At 59.0% G+C, this 17501-nt stretch carries 14 protein-coding genes, 4 tRNA genes and 1 riboswitch; of the genes, 16 read left to right on the top strand and 2 right to left on the bottom strand.

The window, feature by feature from the left end:
• The first annotated feature begins 4 nt into the window (after positions 1-4).
• The 7 genes from AB4P97_RS16280 to astE all read left to right on the top strand — a co-directional run bounded on the left by AB4P97_RS16280 (position 5) and on the right by astE (position 7875).
• The gene (locus tag AB4P97_RS16280; protein ID WP_115146181.1) at positions 5-1225 is read left to right on the top strand and encodes an aspartate aminotransferase family protein; all 1221 of its coding nucleotides are present in this window, start codon (positions 5-7) and stop codon (positions 1223-1225) included.
• 202 nt (positions 1226-1427) lie between these two features.
• Positions 1428-2447 (top strand): arginine/ornithine succinyltransferase subunit alpha, encoded by a 1020-nt coding sequence (aruF, locus tag AB4P97_RS16275; RefSeq protein ID WP_042560545.1) that lies wholly within the window; start codon positions 1428-1430, stop codon positions 2445-2447.
• 52 nt (positions 2448-2499) lie between these two features.
• The gene (gene astA / locus AB4P97_RS16270) at positions 2500-3525 is read left to right on the top strand and encodes an arginine N-succinyltransferase (RefSeq protein ID WP_042560544.1); all 1026 of its coding nucleotides are present in this window, start codon (positions 2500-2502) and stop codon (positions 3523-3525) included.
• Positions 3522-4991, top strand: a complete 1470-nt coding sequence (gene astD, locus AB4P97_RS16265) for a succinylglutamate-semialdehyde dehydrogenase (protein ID WP_164488127.1) — start codon at positions 3522-3524, stop codon at positions 4989-4991. Before astA ends, astD begins: the two co-directional genes overlap by 4 nt.
• A 166-nt stretch (positions 4992-5157) precedes the next feature.
• Positions 5158-6504 (top strand): N-succinylarginine dihydrolase, encoded by a 1347-nt coding sequence (gene astB, locus AB4P97_RS16260; protein ID WP_042560542.1) that lies wholly within the window; start codon positions 5158-5160, stop codon positions 6502-6504.
• A gap of 57 nt (positions 6505-6561) precedes the next feature.
• Entirely contained in the window at positions 6562-6852 is a 291-nt protein-coding gene (locus AB4P97_RS16255) for a topoisomerase II (protein WP_042560541.1), read from the top strand.
• Between the two features lie 12 nt (positions 6853-6864).
• Positions 6865-7875, top strand: a complete 1011-nt coding sequence (astE, locus tag AB4P97_RS16250; RefSeq protein WP_042560540.1) for a succinylglutamate desuccinylase — start codon at positions 6865-6867, stop codon at positions 7873-7875.
• A gap of 153 nt (positions 7876-8028) precedes the next feature.
• On the opposite strand, the gene AB4P97_RS16245 is transcribed toward astE, so the two are convergent.
• On the bottom strand, positions 8029-8538 hold the full coding sequence (locus AB4P97_RS16245; protein ID WP_042560539.1) for a 6,7-dimethyl-8-ribityllumazine synthase: 510 nt from the start codon (positions 8536-8538) through the stop codon (positions 8029-8031).
• A 103-nt stretch (positions 8539-8641) separates the two neighbouring features.
• Positions 8642-8814, bottom strand: a riboswitch (FMN riboswitch).
• A gap of 198 nt (positions 8815-9012) precedes the next feature.
• On the opposite strand from AB4P97_RS16245, the gene ltaE reads away from it, so the two are divergent.
• The 8 genes from ltaE to AB4P97_RS16205 all read left to right on the top strand — a co-directional run bounded on the left by ltaE (position 9013) and on the right by AB4P97_RS16205 (position 15124).
• Positions 9013-10017 (top strand): low-specificity L-threonine aldolase, encoded by a 1005-nt coding sequence (gene ltaE / locus AB4P97_RS16240; RefSeq protein WP_042560538.1) that lies wholly within the window; start codon positions 9013-9015, stop codon positions 10015-10017.
• A gap of 146 nt (positions 10018-10163) precedes the next feature.
• Positions 10164-12782 (top strand): alanine--tRNA ligase, encoded by a 2619-nt coding sequence (alaS, locus tag AB4P97_RS16235; protein ID WP_042560537.1) that lies wholly within the window; start codon positions 10164-10166, stop codon positions 12780-12782.
• 90 nt (positions 12783-12872) lie between these two features.
• Complete coding sequence (locus AB4P97_RS16230) at positions 12873-14114, top strand: aspartate kinase (RefSeq protein ID WP_042560536.1); 1242 nt, start codon at positions 12873-12875, stop codon at positions 14112-14114.
• Positions 14115-14301: 187 nt separating this feature from the next.
• The gene (gene csrA / locus AB4P97_RS16225) at positions 14302-14490 is read left to right on the top strand and encodes a carbon storage regulator CsrA (protein WP_002554426.1); all 189 of its coding nucleotides are present in this window, start codon (positions 14302-14304) and stop codon (positions 14488-14490) included.
• Between the two features lie 62 nt (positions 14491-14552).
• Positions 14553-14643, top strand: a tRNA-Ser gene (locus tag AB4P97_RS16220).
• Between the two features lie 107 nt (positions 14644-14750).
• A tRNA-Arg gene (locus AB4P97_RS16215) sits at positions 14751-14827 on the top strand.
• Between the two features lie 71 nt (positions 14828-14898).
• A tRNA-Arg gene (locus AB4P97_RS16210) sits at positions 14899-14975 on the top strand.
• A 72-nt stretch (positions 14976-15047) separates the two neighbouring features.
• Positions 15048-15124: transfer RNA gene (locus AB4P97_RS16205), tRNA-Arg, on the top strand.
• Positions 15125-15143: 19 nt separating this feature from the next.
• On the opposite strand, the gene AB4P97_RS16200 is transcribed toward AB4P97_RS16205, so the two are convergent.
• Complete coding sequence (locus tag AB4P97_RS16200; protein ID WP_395601343.1) at positions 15144-15662, bottom strand: cell envelope protein SmpA; 519 nt, start codon at positions 15660-15662, stop codon at positions 15144-15146.
• 321 nt (positions 15663-15983) lie between these two features.
• On the opposite strand from AB4P97_RS16200, the gene mgtE reads away from it, so the two are divergent.
• Positions 15984-17426 (top strand): magnesium transporter, encoded by a 1443-nt coding sequence (gene mgtE / locus AB4P97_RS16195; RefSeq protein ID WP_042560534.1) that lies wholly within the window; start codon positions 15984-15986, stop codon positions 17424-17426.
• Positions 17427-17501: the final 75 nt, after the last annotated feature.

Below are 17501 nucleotides of genomic sequence, written 5' to 3'. Positions count from 1 at the left end.
TCCGATGTCCGTTGAGCACGCTGCGGTACAACGCGCCGATTTCGACCAGGTTATGGTTCCCAACTACGCGCCTGCCGCTTTCATTCCGGTGCGTGGCGCCGGTTCCCGCGTCTGGGATCAGGCCGGCCGCGAGCTGATCGACTTCGCCGGCGGTATCGCCGTCAACGTATTGGGTCATGCGCATCCGGCGCTGGTCGGTGCCTTGACCGAGCAAGCGAACAAGCTGTGGCACGTTTCCAACGTGTTCACTAACGAGCCAGCCCTGCGCCTGGCGCACAAGCTGATCGACGCCACGTTCGCCGAGCGCGTGTTCTTCTGCAACTCCGGCGCTGAAGCCAACGAGGCCGCGTTCAAGCTGGCCCGTCGTGTTGCATTCGACCGTTTTGGAAGCGAGAAATACGAAATCATTGCCGCGCTGAACAGCTTCCACGGCCGTACCCTGTTCACCGTCAACGTCGGTGGCCAGTCGAAGTACTCCGACGGTTTCGGTCCGAAAATCACCGGTATTACCCACGTTCCTTACAACGATCTGGCTGCCCTCAAGGCCGCCGTTTCCGACAAGACCTGTGCGGTCGTGCTGGAACCGATTCAGGGCGAGGGCGGCGTGCTGCCGGCCGAGCTGGCTTACCTGCAAGGCGCCCGTGAACTATGCGACGCGAATAACGCGCTGCTGGTGTTCGACGAAGTGCAAACCGGCATGGGCCGTAGCGGCAAGCTGTTCGCCTACCAGCATTACGGTGTGACCCCGGACATCCTGACCAGCGCCAAGAGCCTGGGCGGTGGTTTCCCGATCGCAGCGATGTTGACCACCGAAGCGTTGGCCAAACATCTGGTCGTCGGCACCCACGGCACCACTTACGGCGGCAACCCGCTGGCATGTGCTGTCGCGGAAGCGGTGATCGACGTGATCAACACCCCAGAGGTGCTGAACGGCGTCAATGCCAAGCACGACAAGTTCAAGACCCGTCTGCAGCAGATCGGCGAGAAGTACGGCCTGTTCACTCAGGTGCGTGGCCTCGGTCTGCTGATCGGTTGCGTGCTGAGCGATGCCTGGAAAGGCAAGGCCAAGGACATCTTCAACGCCGCTGAACAAGAAGGCCTGATGATTCTGCAAGCCGGCCCGGACGTGATCCGTTTCGCTCCGAGCCTGGTGGTGGAAGATGCCGATATCGATGCCGGTCTAGACCGCTTTGAACGTGCCGCAGCGAAGTTGACGCAAGCCTGATAGACCCTTCGGCGCCCGAACTTCTCGGGCGTCGATCAAAATTTTTGATACCGGGCGAATTCCATTGTGGGAGCGAGCCTGCTCGCGAAGAGGGCGTGTCAGTCACCATTTTTGCTGACAGATAGACCGCTTTCGCGAGCAGGCTCGCTCCCACAATATCCGGTGTTTTTTTCAGTAAATTTTAAGAGAAAGGAGTGACACCATGCTGGTGATGCGCCCCGCGCAAATGGCTGATCTGGGCGAGGTACAGCGTCTGGCTGCGGACAGCCCGATTGGTGTCACTTCCTTGCCGGATGACGTGGAACGTCTGAGCGACAAGATCGCGGCGAGCGAAGCCTCGTTCTCTGCCGAAGTGAGCTTCAACGGTGAAGAGAGTTACTTCTTCGTTCTCGAAGACACCGCCACCGGCAAACTGGTTGGCTGCTCGGCCATTGTTGCTTCGGCCGGTTACTCGGAACCGTTCTACAGCTTCCGCAACGAGACCTTCGTCCACGCTTCCCGCGAGCTGAAGATTCACAACAAGATCCACGTGCTCTCGCAGTGCCACGACCTGACCGGCAATAGCTTGCTGACCAGTTTCTATGTGCAGCGCGAGTTGGTCGGGTCGCCGTGGTCGGAGCTCAACTCCCGTGGTCGCTTGCTGTTCGTCGCCAGCCACCCGGAGCGTTTCGCCGATTCGGTGGTGACCGAGATCGTCGGTTACAGCGACGAGAATGGCGACTCGCCGTTCTGGGATGCCATCGGTCGCAACTTCTTCGACCTCAACTACGCTGCGGCTGAACGCCTGTGTGGCCTGAAAAGCCGTACGTTCCTCGCCGAACTGATGCCGCATTACCCGATCTACGTGCCGCTGCTGCCGGATTCAGCCCAAGAGGCGATGGGCCAGGTGCACCCGCGTGCGCAGATCACCTTCGACATCCTGATGCGCGAAGGCTTCGAGACCGATCACTACATCGACATCTTCGACGGTGGCCCGACCCTGCATGCGCGCGTTTCGGGGATCCGTTCGATCGCCCAGAGCCGCGTTGTGCCGGTAAAGATCGGCGAGCCGGTCAAAGGTGCCGGGCGTCAGTATCTGGTGGCCAACGCGCAGCTGCAGGATTACCGCGCCGTGTTGCTCGAGCTGGATTACGCGCCGGGCAAACCGGTGACTCTGGATCTGGAAGCGGCCGAAGCCCTGGGCGTCGGTGAAGGTGCCAGCGTGCGCCTGGTGGCGGTTTAACGCCTTAGCGAGTTTTACGGGTGGCCGCAGGCGGCCCGTTTGAGGAGATAGCATGATTGTTCGTCCCGTACGCAGCAGCGATTTAGACGCGCTGATCGACCTGGCCCGCAGCACCGGCACTGGCCTGACCACGTTGCCGGCCAACGAAGAACGCCTGACCCACCGGGTTGGCTGGGCCGAGAAGACCTTTCGCGGCGAAGCCGGCCGTGGCGATGCGGACTACCTGTTCGTGCTCGAAGACGACGACGGTCGCGTGGTGGGGATTTCCGCCATTGCCGGCGCGGTCGGTCTGCGTGAGCCCTGGTACAACTTCCGTGTCGGCCTGACCGTCAGCGCTTCGCAAGAGCTGAACATCTATCGCGAGATTCCGACGCTGTTCCTGGCCAACGACCTGACCGGCAATTCCGAGCTGTGCTCGCTGTTCCTGCACGCCGATTACCGCAACGGCCTCAACGGTCGCATGCTGTCCAAGGCGCGGATGCTGTTCATCGCCGAGTTCCCGGAGCTGTTCGGTAACAAGATCATTGCCGAGATGCGCGGCGTGTCCGATGAAGCCGGCCGTTCGCCGTTTTGGGAAAGCCTGGGGCGTCACTTCTTCAAGATGGAATTCAGCCAGGCCGATTACCTCACCGGTGTCGGCAACAAGGCATTCATTGCTGAACTGATGCCGAAATTCCCTCTGTACACCTGCTTCCTGTCGGAAGACGCGCGCAGTGTGATCGGCCAGGTTCACCCGGACACCGAACCGGCGCTGGCGATGCTCAAGAGCGAAGGCTTCAGCTACCAGGGTTACGTCGACATCTTCGACGCCGGCCCGGGGATTGAATGCGAGACCAGCAAGATCCGCGCGGTGCGTGACAGCGAAGCTTTGGTGCTGGCCATTGGTACGCCGGGCGATGACGCTACGCCGTTCATCATCCATAACCGCAAACGCGAAGATTGCCGCATCACCGCCGCGCCGGCCCGTTTGGCTGCCGGCACGCTGGTGGTCGATTCGCAGACTGCCAAACGTCTTCAACTTAACGCAGGCGACCAGGTTCGCGCCGTGGCGTTGTCCGCTGCTCGGGAGTCGAAATAATGAATTCGCTATACATCGCAGGTGAGTGGCTGGCCGGACAGGGCGAAGCCTTTCAATCGCTGAACCCGGTGACCCAGCAAGTGCTGTGGTCGGGGGAGGGCGCTACCGCCGCTCAGGTTGAGTCGGCGGTGCAGGCTGCGCGTCAGGCGTTTCCGGGGTGGGCGCGTCGTACGCTGGAGGAGCGCATCAGCGTTCTTGAAGCCTTTGCCACCGCGCTGAAAAACCACGCTGACGAACTGGCTCGCACCATCGGTGAAGAGACCGGCAAACCGTTGTGGGAAGCCGCGACCGAAGTCACCAGCATGGTCAACAAGATCGCGATTTCGGTGCAGAGCTACCGCGAACGCACAGGCGAGAAGAGCGGCCCATTGGGCGACGCCACCGCTGTATTGCGTCACAAGCCGCACGGCGTGGTAGCGGTGTTTGGCCCCTACAACTTCCCGGGTCACTTGCCGAACGGTCACATCGTGCCGGCGCTGCTGGCCGGTAACAGCGTGCTGTTCAAGCCAAGCGAATTGACGCCGAAAGTCGCCGAGCTGACGGTCAAGTGCTGGATCGAAGCCGGCCTGCCCGCAGGCGTGTTGAACCTGCTGCAAGGCGCTCGCGAAACCGGCATCGCGCTGGCCGCGAATGCCGGTATCGACGGTCTGTTCTTCACCGGTTCGAGCCGTACCGGCAATCATCTGCACCAGCAATTTGCCGGACGTCCGGACAAGATTCTGGCTCTGGAAATGGGTGGCAATAATCCGCTGGTCGTCGATCAGGTTGCTGATCTGGATGCGGCGGTTTACACGATCATTCAGTCGGCGTTCATTTCTGCCGGCCAGCGCTGCACCTGCGCCCGTCGTTTGCTGGTGCCGCAAGGCGCGTGGGGCGACAGCCTGCTCAAGCGACTGGTTGAAGTGAGCGCGACCATTGAAGTCGGTGCATTCGATCAGCAACCAGTGCCTTTCATGGGTTCGGTGATTTCCTTGGGCGCTGCGAAAGCGCTGATGGATGCTCAAGAACATTTGCTGGCCAACGGTGCCGTATCGCTGCTGGAAATGACTCAGCCGCAAGCGCAAGCCGCACTGCTGACGCCGGGCATTGTTGATGTGACCGCGGTTGCCGAGCGTCCGGACGAAGAACTGTTCGGCCCGTTGCTGCAAGTGATTCGTTACGCCGATTTCGCAGCGGCAATCAGCGAAGCAAACGACACCGCTTATGGCTTGGCCGCCGGTTTGTTGTCGGATTCTGAAGATCGCTACCAGCAATTCTGGCTGGAAAGCCGCGCCGGTATCGTCAACTGGAACAAGCAATTGACGGGTGCTGCGAGCAGCGCACCGTTCGGCGGTGTGGGGGCCTCTGGCAACCATCGCGCCAGCGCCTACTACGCAGCGGATTATTGCGCGTACCCGGTGGCGTCGCTGGAAACGCCGAGCCTGGTGATGCCTGCGACGTTGACCCCCGGCGTGAAAATGGTGTGATGCCTATCGCTGGCAAGCCAGCTCCCACAGGGATTGAGTCGTCCACAAAATCTGTGAACACCGCCAATCCTGTGGGAGCTGGCTTGCCAGCGATGGCCGCGACGCGGTCGCACTGAACAGTTAGTTACTGAAGCCTATAACAACAGATTCTCGTGGAGCCTCGCTGATGAAATCCTATGAAGTCAATTTTGACGGTCTAGTGGGGCCGACTCATAACTACGGCGGTCTGTCCTACGGCAACGTCGCGTCCCAGAGCAACAGCCAGCAATCCTCGAACCCGAAGGAAGCCGCGCTGCAAGGTCTGGCAAAAATGAAAGCGCTGATGGAAATGGGCTTTCAGCAAGGCGTACTGGCACCGCAGGAACGTCCGGACGTGGCCGCACTGCGCCGTCTGGGTTTCAGTGGCACCGACGCTCAGGTGATCGAGCGTGCCGCCAAAGAAGCGATGCCGCTGCTGGTTGCCAGTTGCTCGGCATCGAGCATGTGGGTGGCCAACGCCGCCACCGTCAGCCCGAGCGCCGATACCGCTGACGGTCGTGTGCATTTCACCGCCGCCAATCTCAACTGCAAATATCACCGTAGCATCGAGCACCCGACCACCAGCCGCGTACTCGGCGCGATGTTCGCCAATCAGCAGCACTTCGCCCATCACGCGGCGCTGCCGGCAGTGGCGCAGTTCGGTGACGAAGGCGCGGCCAACCACACGCGTTTCTGCCGTGAATACGGTGAAGCCGGTGTCGAGTTTTTCGTGTTCGGTCGCAGTGCCTTCGACAACCGCTACCCGGCGCCGCAGAAGTACCCGGCGCGCCAGACTCTGGAAGCCTCGCAAGCTGTTGCGCGTCTGCACGGTCTGCGTGACGAAGGCGTGGTTTACGCGCAGCAGAATCCTGGCGTGATCGATCAGGGCGTTTTCCATAACGACGTGATTGCGGTGGGTAACGGCGAAGCACTGTTCTATCACGAGGACGCGTTCCTCGACACCGAGCAGATGCTGGCCGAGTTGCAAGGCAAGCTCGCCAGGGTCGGCGGCAATTTCCAGTCGATCTGTGTGCCGCGTTCGGCGGTAACCGTGGATGACGCGGTGCGTTCGTACCTGTTCAACAGTCAGCTGCTGTCACGTCCTGATGGCTCGATGCTGTTGATCGTGCCGCAAGAGTGCCAGGCCAATGAGCGCGTGTGGAATTACCTGCAAGGCCTGACCAGCTCCGGCGGCCTGATCCGCGAAGTGAAGGTGTTCGACCTCAAGCAGAGTATGCAGAACGGCGGTGGCCCGGCGTGCCTGCGACTGCGTGTCGCGCTCAACGAAACCGAACTGGCGGCGGTCAACCCAGGGGTTATCATGACGGCCCCGTTGTACGGTTCGTTGACCGCATGGGTTGAAAAGCACTACCGCGACCGCCTGAGCGAAACCGATCTGGCGGACCCGCAATTGCTGCTTGAATGCCGGACGGCACTGGATGAACTGACGCAAATCCTTAAACTGGGCGCGGTTTATCCATTCCAGATCAATTGATGGCCGGCGCGTCGCCTGAACGCGGCGCGCGGCTTGTCTTCACAAGAGAGTAAAAACATGAGCGATTCCCTGCGGCTGATCCTTGAAGACACCGACGGCAAGCAACTGGAAACTTCCTGCACCCGCGTCGCGGTCATGTGGCAAGGCAAAGAGCTGTGGATCCAGCAGGACGGCCGCGGCCAGCTGTTGATCGGCGTAGACGTCGAAGAAGGCGATGCCGAGTACGCCAACCTGCTGTTGCGCCCATTGGCGACTAATCTGGTAAGTCTGCAACTGGAAATGGAACCGGCCGAAGTCGGCGACGACGAAGAACACGTGCACGGCCCGGATTGCAACCACGACCACTAAGGAAACCGCTCTATGCTCGCTCTCGGCAAACTGCTTGAACTGACCCTCGCCGGCCGCGAACCGGCGGAGAAGACTCAACTGACTGTCGAAGGCGTGCGCATGCGCTGGTTGAGCGAGGGCGCGCTGGAAGTCCGGCCTCCCGAAGCTCGCGACAATGGCCTGGATCTGCTGCTCTCGGCAGGCATCCATGGCAACGAAACAGCGCCGATCGAGTTGCTTGATCGGCTGCTGCACGACATCGCTCGCGGCGATCTGAAGCCGCGCGCACGCATTCTGTTCCTATTCGGCAACCCCGAGGCGATTCGCAAAGGCGAGCGCTTTATCGAACAGGACGTCAATCGGCTGTTCAACGGCCGTCACGAGCAAAGCAGCGGCAGCGAAGCGCTGCGTGCCTGTGAGCTGGAACGGTTGGCGGCGGTTTTCTTCAGTCAGCCGGATCGCCAGCGTTTGCACTACGACCTGCACACAGCGATTCGTGGCTCGAAGATCGAGCAGTTCGCCTTGTATCCGTGGAAGGAAGGTCGCCAGCATTCACGTCTCGAGCTGGCGCGTCTGCGCGCGGCCGGGATGGAAGCAGTGTTGCTGCAAAACAAGCCATCGATCGTGTTCAGCTCGTACACCTACGACAAGCTCGGTGCCGAGTCTTTCACGCTGGAACTGGGCAAGGCGCGGCCGTTCGGGCAGAACGACGGGGTCAACGTATCGTTGCTGGAAACGCGTCTGAAACAGATCATCGAAGGCAACGAACCGGAGCAGATCACGCAAGAATTGGACGGTTTGCAGTTGTTTAGCGTGTCGCGGGAAATCATCAAGCACAGCGATGCGTTCCGCCTGAACCTGCCGGCGGACGTTGAAAACTTTTCGGAGCTGGAAGTGGGTTATGTACTGGCCGAGGATCTGGCCAATACCCGCTGGATCATCGAAGAGCCGGGCGCGCGGATCATCTTCCCCAACCCCAAGGTCAAGAACGGCTTGCGCGCTGGCATCCTGATCGTCCCGGCCACTGACGAAAACCTCGCCTGACCTGATCGCCATAAAACCCTGTGGGAGCGGGCTTGCCCGCGATGGCGTACGGTCAGTCGACATCTGTGGCGACTGATACACCGCTATCGCGGGCAAGCCCGCTCCCACAGTGCATTGAGTGAAGCTCTAGACCTCACTCAACGCGGGATAAGCTCAGACCGCCAGAGCGCGCGGCTCGCTACGGCGTAGCGCACGAACCTTTTGCAGTGTATCCGCACACGTCTTCGCCGCTTCCTGACCCTTGTGCACAAAGTGCTCGAAGAAGAACTTGTGGTGTTCTTCGCCGGCATGGAAGTGGTGCGGGGTGAGTGACACCGAGAACACCGGCACTTCGGTTTCCAGCTGAACCTGCATCAGGCCGCTGACGACCGACTGGGCGACGAACTCATGACGATAGATCCCGCCGTCCACCACCAGGGCTGCCGCAACGATACCGGCATAGCGACCGGTTTTGGCCAGCAGCTTGGCGTGCAGGGGCATTTCAAAGGCACCGCCGACTTCAAAGAAGTCGATGTCCGATTCCTGATACCCCTGGGCAAGCATTTCGGTGACAAAGCCTTTACGGCTCTGGTCAACGATTTCCTTGTGCCAGCAGGCCTGGATGAACGCGACGCGCTCGCCGTGAGGGTGTTTGCTTTTGCTGTCGATAGCGGTGGGTTGCATGTTCTGACTCCTGTTTGTGTGAAAAACAGGGCGTTATGAATCGAAAGGGATTCAAGGGTGCGCACGCTGGCACGAATGCACGCGGACGGCCCTCTGGCGTTAATCCCGTTCTCTCTTCATCCGGACTATGACCGTCGGCCCCGGGATCACACCGGGTCTGCTGACCTTGCCGTCGACCACCGGTCAAAACCGTGTTCGTCGCCAAGCGCTCGCGGGCTATGCGCATTTCGCGCAATTACCGCCGGTGGGGAATTGCACCCCGCCCTGAGAACGTTTTTGCCGCCCCTTTTTGGGCGACGCAGCGTTTTTAACACAGATTGTGAGTCCGTGCATTGCGCCTATCTGATGATTGTTATCGAGTTTTTTAAACGCTCTCGTGGTGTTTTCCTGCGCCAAGGGTTGATTAATCGAGGCGATGACCGCAGTAATTCACCTTCGTAAAGGGATTTCCCCTGCTGACTTGAGGCCAGGTTCATGAGCGTTATCGATCTTCGCAGCGACACCGTCACCCAACCGACCCCCGCCATGCTCGACGCGATGACTGCGGCGGACACCGGTGACGACGTTTATGGCGAAGATCCGACGGTCAATCGTCTGGAAGCGGAACTCGCAAAACGGCTGGGTTTCGCTGCTGCGTTGTTTGTGCCGACGGGCACTATGAGCAACCTGCTGGGGTTGATGGCGCATTGCGAGCGCGGTGACGAATACATCGTCGGCCAACAGGCGCACACCTATAAGTACGAGGGCGGCGGTGCGGCAGTGCTCGGTTCGATTCAGCCGCAGCCGCTGGAAGTTCAGGCTGACGGTTCGCTGGATCTTGCGCAGGTCGCGGCGGCGATCAAGCCTGATGACTTCCACTTCGCCCGGACCCGGCTGCTGGCGCTGGAAAACACCATGCAAGGTAAAGTGTTGCCCCTGGAGTATCTGGCCCGCGCGCGTAAATTCACCCAGGACAACGGTCTGCAACTGCACCTGGACGGCGCGCGCCTGTATAACGCGGCGGTCAAATTGGGCGTTGATGCCCGTGAAATCACTCAGCACTTCGACTCGGTGTCGGTGTGTCTGTCCAAAGGCCTTGGCGCGCCGGTTGGCTCGGTGTTATGTGGTTCGGTCGAGCTGATCGGCAAGGCTCGGCGCCTGCGCAAAATGGTCGGCGGCGGCATGCGTCAGGCCGGATTGCTGGCGGCGGCGGGGCTGTATGCGCTGGATCACAACGTCGAGCGTCTGGCCGAGGATCACGCCAACGCGCAATTTCTCGCCGAAGGCGTGCGTAGCGCCGGTTTCAGCGTCGAGCAGGTGCAGACCAATATGGTTTATGTGCAGATGGGCGACAAAGCTGAAGCGTTCAAGGCATTTGCCGCCGAGCGCGGGATCAAATTGAGCGCCGCGGCACGTCTGCGCATGGTCACGCACATGGACGTCAATCACTCGCAAATCGAACGAGTGATCGCGACATTCGTCGAGTTTTCACGCAAGTGACAGCGTTACCCGTCCAATTGACCGTTTCTATCGTATAAACACGCTGTACCCCGCGCGCAGGGCCGATATAATGCGGCCCTTTGCCGTCGCTTCGTCTGTTGACGTTTCGAACAGGCCTTTGGCCGCAGCCTCCGTGGAAGAACCTAATGAAAAGCGCAGAAATCCGTGAAGCCTTCCTTCGCTTCTTCGAAGAGCAAGGCCACACCCGTGTAGCCTCCAGCTCTTTGATTCCGGGCAACGACCCAACCCTGCTGTTCACTAACGCGGGGATGAACCAGTTCAAGGACTGCTTCCTGGGCCAGGAAAAACGTGCGTACACCCGTGCAACCAGCAGCCAGAAATGCGTGCGTGCCGGTGGCAAGAACAGCGACCTGGAAAACGTCGGTTATACCGCTCGTCACCACACGTTCTTCGAAATGCTCGGCAACTTCAGCTTCGGTGACTATTTCAAGAAAGACGCGATCACCTTCGCATGGACTTTCCTGACCGGCGTGCTGCAATTGCCGAAGGAAAAACTCTGGGTCACCGTCTACGCCTCGGACGACGAAGCGTATGACATCTGGACCCAGGAAATCGGTGTGCCGGTCGAGCGCATGATCCGCATCGGCGACAACAAAGGCGCGCCTTACGCGTCCGACAACTTCTGGACCATGGGTGATACCGGCCCATGCGGCCCTTGCACCGAGATTTTCTACGATCACGGCGACCACATCTGGGGCGGCCCACCGGGTTCGCCGGAAGAAGACGGCGACCGTTACATCGAGATCTGGAACAACGTGTTCATGCAGTTCAACCGCACCGCCGATGGCGTGTTGCATCCGTTGCCAGCGCCGTCGGTCGATACCGGCATGGGCCTGGAGCGGATCAGTGCGGTGATGCAGCACGTCAATTCCAACTACGACATTGACCTGTTCAAGAACCTGCTAAAGGCTTCGGCTGAAGCGATCGGCTGCGAAAATGGCGATCAGTCTTCGCTGAAAGTTGTTTCCGACCACATCCGTTCGTGCGGTTTCCTGATTGCCGACGGCGTGCTGCCGTCCAACGAAGGTCGCGGCTACGTGCTGCGCCGGATCATCCGTCGCGCCTGCCGTCACGGCAACAAACTGGGCGCCACCGGCAGCTTCTTCTACAAGATCGTCGCGGCGCTGGTTGCCGAAATGGGCGAAGCGTTCCCGGAACTGAAGAAGCAGCAGAGCAACATCGAGCGCGTCCTCAAGGCCGAAGAAGAGCAGTTCTCCAAGACTCTGGAGCACGGCCTGAAGATTCTTGAACAGGATCTGCTGGAACTCAAAGGCACCGTAGTGCCGGGCGACGTGGTGTTCAAGCTCTACGACACCTACGGTTTCCCGATGGACCTGACCGCGGACATCGCCCGCGAGCGCAGCCTGACCGTCGACGAAGCCGGCTTCGAGCGTGAAATGGAAGCTCAGCGCGTCCGCGCACGTTCGGCCAGCTCGTTCGGTCTGGACTACAACACGTTGGTTAAAGTTGACGTGGCCACCGAGTTCACTGGCTACGCCGCCACCAGCGGTTCGGCCAAAATCGTGGCCATCTATAAAGAAGGCCAGTCGGTCGACGTCCTAAGTGAAGGCGAGGAGGGCGTGATCGTTCTCAACCAGACGCCTTTCTACGCCGAATCCGGCGGCCAGATCGGCGACTGCGGTTTCCTTCAGGCCGGCAACGCACGTTTCGATGTGCGCGACACCACCAAGACTGGCGGCGCGTTTCTGCACCACGGCGTGTTGGCGTCGGGCAGCCTGATCATCGGCGCGCCGGTTGAAACCCACGTTGATGCCGAAGTGCGTCACGCCACTGCGCTCAACCACTCGGCGACGCACTTGCTGCACGCCGCATTGCGTCAGGTGCTGGGCGAACACGTTCAACAGAAAGGCTCATTGGTCGACAGTCAGCGCCTGCGCTTCGACTTCAGCCACTTTGAAGCAATCAAGCCTGAGCAGATAAAAGCACTGGAAGACATCGTCAACGCCGAGATTCGCAAGAACTCCGCAGTTGAAACCGAAGAAACCGACATCGAAACCGCCAAGAACAAAGGTGCGATGGCGCTGTTCGGCGAGAAATACGGCGACAACGTGCGCGTGCTGAGCATGGGCGGCAATTTCTCCGTCGAGCTGTGTGGCGGCATCCACGCCAACCGTACCGGCGACATCGGCCTGTTGAAAATCATCAGCGAAGGCGGTGTGGCATCGGGCGTGCGTCGTATCGAGGCAGTCACCGGTGCAGCCGCACTGGCCTACTTGAACGCTGCGGAAGAACAACTCAAGGAAGCGGCCAGCCTGGTCAAGGGCAGCCGTGACAATCTGATCGACAAGCTGTCGGCTGTGCTGGAGCGCAACCGTCTGCTGGAGAAGCAACTCGAGCAGTTGCAGGCCAAGGCTGCCAGCGCTGCGGGCGACGATCTGTCGGCTTCGGCACTGGATGTCAAAGGCGTGAAGGTATTGGCCGTGCGTCTCGACGGTCAGGATGCCAAGGCGCTGCTGGCGCTGGTCGATCAGCTGAAAAACAAACTCGGCCGCGCAGTGATCCTGCTCGGCAGTGTCCATGAGGAAAAGGTCGTTCTGGTTGCAGGCGTAACCAAGGACCTGACTGGCCAACTCAAAGCCGGTGATTTGATGAAACAGGCTGCTGCGGCAGTGGGCGGGAAGGGCGGTGGTCGTCCGGACATGGCGCAGGGCGGCGGTGTCGACGCCGGCGCGCTGGATGGCGCACTGGCGCTGACCGTCCCATTCGTCGAGCAGGGTTTATAAGACGGCCCGCCGGGCCCGCAGTCTAGTGGCGGGCCCGGTGGCTGTTCGAGAAATTATTGGGCGCCCTTCATGGGCTGAGGCGGCTTTGAAATGGCTTTGATCGTACAGAAATTTGGAGGCACCTCGGTCGGTACTGTCGAGAGAATCGAGCAGGTCGCCGACAAGGTTAAGAAGTTCCGTGATGCCGGCGATGACCTGGTGGTTGTGCTGTCTGCAATGAGCGGCGAAACCAACCGTCTGATCGATCTGGCCAAGCAAATCAGTGGTGACGGTCAACCGGTTCCGCGTGAGTTGGACGTGATTGTCTCCACCGGTGAGCAGGTGACGATTGCCCTGTTGGCCATGGCGCTGATCAAGCGCGGTGTGCCGGCGGTGTCGTACACCGGTAATCAGGTGCGGATCCTGACCGACAGCGCACACAATAAAGCGCGTATCTTGCAGATTGATGACCAGAAGATTCGCGGTGATCTGAAGGCAGGCCGCGTTGTTGTTGTCGCCGGATTCCAGGGTGTCGACGAGCACGGCAATATCACCACGCTGGGGCGTGGCGGTTCGGACACCACCGGCGTGGCATTGGCTGCAGCGCTGAAAGCCGATGAATGCCAGATCTACACCGATGTCGATGGTGTCTACACCACCGACCCGCGTGTCGTGCCGGTCGCTCAGCGTCTGGACAAGATCACCTTCGAAGAGATGCTGGAAATGGCCAGCCTCGGTTCCAAGGTGTTGCAGATCCGTGCGGTGGAATTCGCCGGCAAGTACAACGTACCGCTGCGCGTACTGCACAGCTTCAAAGAGGGTCCGGGCACCCTCATTACTATTGATGAAGAGGAAACCATGGAACAGCCGATCATTTCCGGCATCGCTTTCAATCGCGATGAAGCCAAGCTGACCATCCGTGGCGTGCCAGACACCCCGGGTGTGGCGTTCAAGATTCTCGGCCCGATCAGTGCCGCGAACATCGAAGTCGACATGATCGTGCAGAACGTTGCGCACGATAACACCACCGACTTCACCTTCACCGTGCACCGCAATGACTTCCAGGCCGCACAGACCGTGCTGGAAAACACCGCTCGCGAGATCGGTGCCCGTGAAGTGGTTGGCGACATCAAGATTGCCAAGGTCTCGATCGTCGGCGTCGGCATGCGTTCCCACGCAGGTGTGGCCAGCCGCATGTTCGAATCGCTGGCGAAAGAAAGCATCAACATCCAGATGATCTCGACGTCGGAAATCAAGGTTTCCGTGGTAATTGAAGAGAAGTACCTGGAACTGGCCGTGCGCGCCCTGCACACGGCTTTCGAACTGGATGCTCCGGCCCGCCAGGGCGAGTAATTCCGCTTCTTGAAGGGCGCGGTCTGACCGCGCCCTTTATTTTTTGAATGGCGCGAGCCCTGATCTGTTCTTTTGCTCGCGCTGGTCAATACTCAGGCATGTAGGGCTACGATCGCTCTGGTTGTAGGTCGGGTGCCTTTTTTTTGCAGACTGTTGTCCCTGAACTGAATTGCGTAAGGAGAAAGGTATGTTGATTCTGACTCGTCGGTGCGCAGAAAGCCTGATTATCGGTGATGGCGAAATCACCGTGACCGTGCTCGGCGTTAAAGGAAATCAAGTGCGTATCGGCGTCAACGCCCCGAAAGAGGTTGCCGTGCACCGTGAAGAAATTTACCTGCGTATAAAGAAAGAGAAGGACGAAGAACCAAGCCATTAATTTTTATCGATTTTTATGTTTGCAAACGGGGAAGAAGCTGGTTAATATACGCCCCGTGTTGCGGAGAGCTGGCCGAGTGGCCGAAGGCGCTCCCCTGCTAAGGGAGTACACCTCAAAAGGGTGTCGGGGGTTCGAATCCCCCGTTCTCCGCCATTATTTGCTTAGTACGTCGTGATCTGGCTTTTTCGGTAAGTTGTTGAAATTACTAGAAAAAGTGGTTGGAATAGAGATTGGACGGGCTATAATGCGGCGCAACAAATGCACTCGTAGCTCAGCTGGATAGAGTACTCGGCTACGAACCGAGCGGTCACAGGTTCGAATCCTGTCGAGTGCACCATTTAAGAGTCAGTTACAGCAATGTAAGTGACTTGCTTCAACCAGGTGTGATCTGGTCTAAAAAACACAAATGCACTCGTAGCTCAGCTGGATAGAGTACTCGGCTACGAACCGAGCGGTCACAGGTTCGAATCCTGTCGAGTGCACCATTTAAGAGTTAGTTGCAGCAATGCAAGTAACTCGGTTTCAGCCAGTTGTGGTCTGGTCTAAAAACACAAAATGCACTCGTAGCTCAGCTGGATAGAGTACTCGGCTACGAACCGAGCGGTCACAGGTTCGAATCCTGTCGAGTGCACCATATACCGAAAAGCCCGCGTTTAACGCGGGCTTTTTGCTGTCCGGGATTTGGCTTTTGCCTTCACGCAGCCTCTCTCATCAAAATCGACTTGAGCACTTCGGCCTCGTTTGAGGTCGTATCGATAGCTTGTCGTCGACGTCCGAATATTCACCTTGTCCGGTTTGCCGAGCGCGCTTTCTACATCCTGCTGACTCATGCCGGCAATCACGCGTCGATTGATGATTGCTTCGCGGCGTTGTCTGGCGTCGATCAGATTTCCGCATTTGTCTTGTGTGTGGCCAACGATGCCCGGTTCGCGGCCCGTGTTTTTCATACCGGATATTTCTTCGTGGTTGTGCTCAGGCATGATTGCCACGACCGATCCGGGGAGGTAGGGATGAACCTCCTGAGCTGAAAGTTTTTCACCGTTCGCGCAACTCATCGACGTGAACGTGATGCTGCCGTCGGGGGCTTCGCAGCGATGGAGGCTGGTTGCAGCGCCGGCAGGTGGTAGGAAGAGCAGGCTGGTCAGTACAAAAAGGGATGTTTTCGATGGCATTCGACGTCCTCCATGACGATCTCCGTTCAAGGGTAGTCGCTACAATCTTCCCTACCGGTGTGTTTTCTTTTCAGGATGAGTCGTCGCACTTACATGGATCAGGATGGCGCTCAGGTTTGTCTCGCAAGCGCTTGTTTCAGCCACGATTTTTTAGCGTGTTAAACCGTTAGGCGGTGTATCATTGCGCCCGTCAGCCCCGCCGGGGCTTATGGAAAACCTCCATGGACTTACCCAGTAGCTACTCAGTACCCCGTTTTTCCAATCATGAATTGACTGATTGATCCTTCCGGCGTGCCCCGCTGCTGGGAGTGGAGTTCGCCTATGTCTGAAATCGAAGTAAAGAAAACACAGGAAAGCCTGCAGGACCGCCTGGCTCAGGTCGTCGAGTTGCTGCAGCGCCAACGGGTCGTCGAAGACCTGACTCACCGCCAGGAAGGCGCGCATCACGACCGGGTGGAAAACCTGGTTCACCGGCAAAATCTGGTCGAGCTGCAACGCAAGCTCGATGATCTGCACTCCGCCGACGTCGCCTACATACTTGAAGCCTTGCCGCTGGACGATCGTCTGACGCTTTGGCAACTGGTCAAGGCCGATCGCGACGGCGACATTCTTCTCGAAGTATCCGATTCCGTTCGTGAAACGCTGATCGCCGACATGGACGATCACGAGCTCCTGGCCGCCGCCAAGGACATGGACGCCGACGAACTTGCTGACCTGGCCTCCGAGCTGCCGCGAGACGTCGTTCATGGGCTGATGGAGAGCCTGGATAACCAGCAGCGCGAGCGTGTGCGTTCGGCCCTGTCTTATGACGAGGATCAGGTCGGTGCGCTGATGGACTTCGAGATGGTGACTATCCGTGAGGATGTCAGCCTTGAAGTGGTTCTGCGGTACCTGCGCCGTCTAAAGGAGCTGCCGGGGCACACCGACAAGCTGTTCGTGGTCGATTACGACGGCGTGCTCAAAGGCGTGCTTCCGATCAAGCGATTGCTGGTCAATGATCCGGAAAAGCAGGTTGCCGAGGTGATGGCCAGCGATCCGGTGAGTTTCCACCCGGACGAAGACGCCTACGACGCCGCACAGGCGTTCGAGCGTTACGATTTGATCTCCGCCCCTGTGGTCGACAAGACCGGCAAGCTGATCGGTCGTCTGACCATCGACGAGATGGTCGACCTGATTCGTGAAGAGAGCGAAAGCGAAGTTCTCAACATGGCCGGTCTGCGTGAGGAGGAAGACATCTTCGCCTCCGTGTGGAAATCACTGCGCAACCGTTGGGCATGGTTGGCGATCAACTTGATCACCGCGTTCGTCGCCTCTCGAGTGATTGGTTTGTTCGAAGGCTCGATCGAGAAGCTGGTAGCGCTCGCGGCGCTGATGCCGATTGTGGCGGGTATCGGCGGCAACTCGGGTAATCAGACGATCACCATGATTGTGCGAGCCATGGCGCTGGATCAGGTGAGCACCGGCAACACTTCACGGTTGATGCGTAAAGAGTTGGCAGTCGGGCTGATCAACGGCCTGGTCTGGGGTGGGGTGATTGGCGTAGTCGCTTACCTGCTTTATGGCAGTTGGTCGCTGGGCGTGGTGATGACGGCGGCGATGACGCTCAATCTGTTGCTCGCTGCACTCATGGGTGTATTAATTCCCATGACCTTGGCGAAGATGGGCCGCGACCCCGCAATGGGTGCTAGTGTGATGATCACCGCAGTAACGGACAGTGGCGGCTTCTTCATTTTCCTGGGGCTGGCAACAATCTTCCTGCTCTGATCTGCTGCAATTAAACAGCCCGCTAAATTGGCGGGCTTTTTTATGTCTGCGAAAACTGCCAAGCCAAATTCCGGG

Source organism: Pseudomonas sp. A1230 (assembly GCF_044218825.1).
In the GTDB taxonomy this organism is placed as follows: Bacteria; Pseudomonadota; Gammaproteobacteria; order Pseudomonadales; family Pseudomonadaceae; genus Aquipseudomonas; species Aquipseudomonas iridis.
This window is presented reverse-complemented; position numbering and strand designations above follow the sequence as displayed.